The following is a 5,236-nucleotide window of genomic DNA, read 5'->3' as shown; positions in this document are numbered from 1 at the left end:
CGGCACCAATATCGGCGGTCCGCATCCCGATACCGGCCGCCACTACACCATCGTCGAGCCGCAGGTCGGCGGCTGGGGCGCGTGGGAAGGCTCCGACGGCGTCTCCGGCCAGTTCTCCGGCTTCCACGGCGAGACCTTCAATTGCCCGGCCGAAGTCGCCGAGGCCCGCTATGGGCTCGGGATCGAGCAGGTGGCGCTGAATTCCGAACCCGGCGGTGAAGGCCAGTGGCGCGGCGGCAAGGGCATCGAGGTGCATTACCGGGTCCGCGCCGACAACAACTTCCTCTCGGTCGGCTACACCCGCTCGCGCATGCCGCCATGGGGCGCATCGGGCGGACTGGACGGTTCGGTCAACTATGTCGAGGTGATGCGCCGCGACGGCAGCCGCGACCGCCACGCCTTCACCACCAATCTGACAGTCAACGAGGGTGACATCATCCGCGTCGTCACCGGCAATGGCGGCGGGTACGGTGATCCCAGCCAGCGCAGCCGCGCCGATATCGAGCGCGACCTGAAGAATGAGTATCTCACGCCCGAACGCGCCAAGGAAATCTACGGCTACGACGCCTGACCGAACCGGTTCGCGCGCCCTACCCGCTACCGAAACGGCTCGTCCATATTCTGGACGAGCCGTTTTGCTATGAAAAGACCAACCTTGGCCCTTCGACGCGCGGAAGCATGGCCTGGTTTTCCCGATCAGTCTCGGTTGCGCAGGGCTGCCGGAAGCAGGTCCGCCGGCATATCCTGATAGGAAACCGGACGCAGGAAGCGGTCGATCGCGAGCGTGCCGACCGAGGTCGAGCGCGCGTCCGAGGTCGCCGGGTACGGCCCGCCATGGACCATGGCCGGAGAGACCTCGACGCCGGTGCCAAACCCGTTGACGAGCAGGCGGCCGGCCAGCATTTCCAGCTTCGGCATCAGCGTCTTCGCCGCCGGATAGTCGGCTTCAGCGATGTGCAGCGCCACCGTCAACTGGCCTTCGATGCCGTCGACCACGATTTCGAGTTCCGCCAGATCGCGGCATCTGACGATCAGACCCGCCCCGCCGAAGACTTCGTCATGCAGGCTCTTGTCGGCAAGGAAGGACGCGGCGGTCGTTTCAAAAAGGGCTGCCTGCCCGCGATAATCATCGCCTTCCTGCCCTTCAGCCAACTGCGTCACATCGCTGTGGCCAACCAGTTTTGCCACACCTTCGCGGTAGGCCTTGCAGATGCCGGAAGTCAGCATCGTCTGCGCCGGTATTGCCTTCAGCGCCTCGACGGCGCTTGCCTTGAAAGCCTCAAGTCCCTCGCCTTCGACGGCGAGGATCAGCCCGGGATTGGTGCAGAACTGGCCGGCGCCGAGCGTCAGCGATGCGGCAAAACCCGCACCGATCTTGCCGCCGCGCGCCTTCAGCGCTTCGGGAAACAACAGCACCGGGTTGATGGCGCTCATCTCTGCATAAACCGGGATCGGTATTTTACGTTTTGCGGCGATGTCGACCAGCGCCAGTCCGCCCCGGCGCGAGCCGGTGAAGCCGACGGCGCGGATCAGCGGATGGGCGACCAGCGCGGCTCCGACCTCATAGCCGGTATCGTGCAGCATCGAGACCGTGCCCTCCGGCATGCCGCAATCGATCACCGCCTGCTGCAAGGCGCGGGCGACCAGTTCCGAGGTGCCGGGATGGGCCGGATGCGCCTTGACCACGACCGGGCAGCCGGCGGCGAGCGCCGAGGCGGTGTCGCCGCCGGCGACCGAAAAGGCGAGCGGAAAATTCGATGCCCCGAAGACGGCAACCGGGCCGAGGCCGAGCTTGCGCAGTCTGAGATCGGGCTTGGGCGGCGTGCGCGCCGCATCGGCGGGGTCGAAACGCAGATCCTGGAACGCGCCTTTACGCACCACGCCGGCGAAGAGACGCAACTGGTTGACGGTGCGCATGCGCTCGCCTTCAAGCCGCGCACGAGGCAGGCCGCTTTCGGCCATGGCGCGCTCGATCAGAAGATCGCCGATCTCCAGGATGTTCTCGGCCGCCTTTTCCAGAAATGCGGCCCGCTCCTCCAGCGCCGTTTCACGATAGATGGTGAAGGCCTGCCACGCGAGCCGTGCCGCTTGGTCGAGGTCGGCGGTGCTGGCGCCGCCGAACGCGCCGGAAAGCGCCTTTCCGGTGGCCGCTTCCACAGCCGTCAGCGTGCCGTTTTCGCCCATGCGGGTCTGGTTGCCGATCAGCAATTCACCGGTGATCTTCATTGGCGCATCCTCAAAATGGTTTGCCTGTTGTTGTTAATTCGCGTCTGCGCGTATGCGGGGGAATGCGCACAGGCCTCAGGCAAAGGGCTCTGTCGGGCTTTTGCCTGGCTTCGTGAACCAGACCGGGCCGCTCTCGCCCATGTGGATAATGTCCTCGAGCCGCACGCCGAAGGCCTTCGGCACGACGATCATCGGTTCGTTGGAAAAGCACATACCCGGTTCAAGCGGCGCGGCGTTGCCGCGCACGATGAACGGCGCTTCGTGGATATCCATGCCGAGCCCGTGCCCTGCCCGGTGCGGCAGGCCGGGCAACTGATAGTCGGGGCCGAGACCATGGGCGGCGATCACGCGCCGCGCCGCCTCGTCGAGAACTTCCGCCGGGACGCCCGGCCTCGCGGCATCGAAAACGGCCTGCTGCGCCTCGCGTTCGATGCCCCATATCCGGGCGAACTCGGCCGACGGCTCGGCCTTCACATAGGTGCGCGTCATGTCCGACTGGTAGCCGCCGACAATGGTGCCGGTGTCAACCAGGATGATATCGCCCTCGGCATAGGTCTGGTCTTCATCGACGCCATGCGGCAGCGCGGTTGCCGCGCCAAAGGAGCAGATCGCAAAGGTGCTGCCAGAACCGCACAGCGCGCGGTGGGTCTCGTCAATGAAGCGCACGACCTCGGAGGCGCGGATGCCCGGCTCGATCAGTGCGTGGACGCGCTTGTGCACTGCGAGCGTCGCATCCATCGCATATTGCATCAGCGCGATCTCGGCCGGCGATTTCACCGCGCGCAATGCGGAAATCATCGGCCCGCCGTCTGTCAGCCGTTCGGGCGCGAACTGCCGGGCGAGCGCCGAATAGGCAAAAAACGGTAGCGCATCGTCCAGCGCCAGCGTCCGGCCCTGACCTGCGAGCTTTGCAACGAGCGCCGCCGGGTCTTCGTGCTCTTCCCACGCGGCGATATCGCCGTCGATCCGCTCAAGCGTCTCGATCTTCGAAACCTCGAAAGCCGGAGCGATATAGATCAGGCGATCGGCGGTGATCAGCGCGCCGACCAGACGTTCGCTCGGATGCCAGACAAGCCCGGTGAAATAGGCAAGGCTGGTGGTCGAGCCCAGCAGCAGGGCATTGGCGCCGGCGGCCTGCATCGCCACGCGCAGTCGCGTAATCCGGCCCTTGCGTTCGTCTTCGCTGATTGGTGCGGGACGGTTTTCGGCGGTCATGGCAGCGGTCTCTCCATCTTGCCCGATCGCGGACCGGGCGCTTGCATTCGTCAAAACCGCCTACCACATTTGTCGTCAGTTTGTCGACAGGAAGGTCGAATGAACTTTTCGGCCCCCAAACTGCATCGCCCGATCGGGGATTGACCGCCCCCAGAGGAACCGCGCTAGCGGCCGGAAAACCGATCGAAGCGCAGGTGTTCGAGGTTCACGGACGGTTTCTGCTGCGCGGCCAGTTCCGCAATCAGGCGGCCCGTCGCCGCTGATTGGGTCAAGCCCAGGTGGCCGTGACCGAAGGCATAAAGCACGTTCGGCGCGGCCTTCGAACGGTCGATCACCGGCAGGCAGTCGGGCATGGAGGGGCGAAACCCCATCCACCGCTCGCCGCCCTCGGTCTCAAGCCCGGGCATAAACCGCTTTGCAAGCCTCAGCAGCATGTCGGCGCGTTTGAAATTGGCGGGCAGGTCGAGACCGCCGAACTCCACGGCGCCGCCGACGCGGATGCCGGACGAGAGCGGCGTGACGACGAAGGAATGGTCGTTGAAATAGAGCTGGCGGCGCAACGGGAAGGCCGTCGCCGGCAAGGTGGTGTTGTAGCCGCGCTCGGTATCGAGCGGCACCGCCTCGCCAAGGCTTTTCGCCAGTCGTTTCGACCACGCGCCGCAGGCGACGACGACGGTGCGGGCATCCATTGTCCCGCCATCGGCAAGACGGATGCATGCGCCCGCCCCGGTCGGCTCTATGGCGACAGCTTCTCCGATCGCAATCGTGGCGCCGTCTTCGAGCAGGCTTTCGGCGAGCGCGCGGGTAAAGCCGGCCGGATCGGCAACCTGCAGCCCGTCATCGCTGTAGATCGCATGCTCGAACCGGGATGCGAGACCGGGTTGAAGCGTCTCGATCTCCCGCCGGCCGACGCGATGGAAATTGAAACCCGCCGCGCGCTTTCTTTCCCAGTCGGGCGCTGCGGCCAGAAAGCTCTTTTCGCTGTCGTAGAGGTCGAGCGTGCCGGTATTGACGACAAACGCGGCCAGGCGCTCGTCCTTGCGAACTGCATCAAACTCGGCGGCGGCCAGTCGCATCAACGCTGCCTGAACCGTGAGCCCGCGTTCGAAGTTTCTCTTGGAACTCGCCCGCCAGAAATGCCAGAACCAGGGCGCGAGCCGTGCCGCATAGCCCGGGCGGATGGTGAGCGGCCCCAGCGGATCGAGGAGCCACCCCGGCGCTTTCCATGTGATCCCCGGCGAGGGGATCGGCACGATCTCGGGGAATGCGAGGATGCCGGCGTTGCCCGCGCTGCTTCCCGCGGCAATCGCGCTGCGTTCCAGGATGGTGACCCTTCGCCCGGCCTCAACCAGATAACGTGCGGCCATGCATCCGACGATGCCGCCGCCAATGACAACGGCGTCTGCGCCACTCTCGTCCTTCATCGCGATCTCCTTGTTCCGCAGCGTCTGACGGCCTGTCGCAGCGGCCCTGCAGCGCCCGTCCGACTGCCCCTTTCCCCCGTCGGCAAAGCCTTCCGGTTTCTAAGCGCCGGGTCGTTGTTTCGGCTGCGATGATTTTCGTCGACGTGGCCCTGCGCCATTTTTCAGTCCAGCGGGAAGGCGCTGGCCTGATCGGTCTCGCGCGCCAGATAGTCCTGTATCTGGCGCACGATCTGTCCGGCATGGGCGATCGCCAGCCGATCGGCCCTTTCGGCATCCCCGGCCTTGATCGCCGCAATGATATCCTCGTGTTCATTGACGTATTGGCGCGGAAGCCGGTCTTCGAAGGTGGAATAGTAGAGCCTGAGGACACG

Annotated in this window: 5 protein-coding genes; 1 reads left to right on the top strand and 4 read right to left on the bottom strand. The window is 65.4% G+C overall.

Going from position 1 to position 5,236, the window contains the following annotated elements:
* On the top strand, positions 1–571 hold a 571-nt coding region (locus tag AC5DC2_RS18950), incomplete at its 5' end, for a hydantoinase B/oxoprolinase family protein (RefSeq protein WP_491699593.1).
* Between the two features lie 125 nt (positions 572–696).
* On the opposite strand, the gene AC5DC2_RS18945 is transcribed toward AC5DC2_RS18950, so the two are convergent.
* The 4 genes from AC5DC2_RS18945 to AC5DC2_RS18930 all read right to left on the bottom strand — a co-directional run.
* On the bottom strand, positions 697–2,226 hold the full coding sequence (locus AC5DC2_RS18945; protein ID WP_491699592.1) for an aldehyde dehydrogenase (NADP(+)): 1,530 nt from the start codon (positions 2,224–2,226) through the stop codon (positions 697–699).
* 75 nt (positions 2,227–2,301) lie between these two features.
* The gene (locus tag AC5DC2_RS18940) at positions 2,302–3,441 is read right to left on the bottom strand and encodes a M24 family metallopeptidase (RefSeq protein ID WP_491699591.1); all 1,140 of its coding nucleotides are present in this window, start codon (positions 3,439–3,441) and stop codon (positions 2,302–2,304) included.
* A 164-nt stretch (positions 3,442–3,605) separates the two neighbouring features.
* Positions 3,606–4,865 (bottom strand): NAD(P)/FAD-dependent oxidoreductase, encoded by a 1,260-nt coding sequence (locus AC5DC2_RS18935; RefSeq protein WP_491699590.1) that lies wholly within the window; start codon positions 4,863–4,865, stop codon positions 3,606–3,608.
* Between the two features lie 161 nt (positions 4,866–5,026).
* On the bottom strand, positions 5,027–5,236 hold a 210-nt coding region (locus AC5DC2_RS18930), incomplete at its 5' end, for an FCD domain-containing protein (RefSeq protein ID WP_491699589.1).

The organism is Martelella sp., from assembly GCF_984369615.1.
This window is presented reverse-complemented; position numbering and strand designations above follow the sequence as displayed.

Excerpts from the sequence above, each read along its gene's own strand:
- AC5DC2_RS18945 (WP_491699592.1), bottom strand. The coding sequence starts at position 2,226 with ATGAAGATCACCGGTGAATTGCTGATCGGCAACCAGACCCGCATGGGC.
- AC5DC2_RS18940 (WP_491699591.1), bottom strand. The coding sequence starts at position 3,441 with ATGACCGCCGAAAACCGTCCCGCACCAATCAGCGAAGACGAACGCAAG.
- AC5DC2_RS18935 (WP_491699590.1), bottom strand. The coding sequence starts at position 4,865 with ATGAAGGACGAGAGTGGCGCAGACGCCGTTGTCATTGGCGGCGGCATC.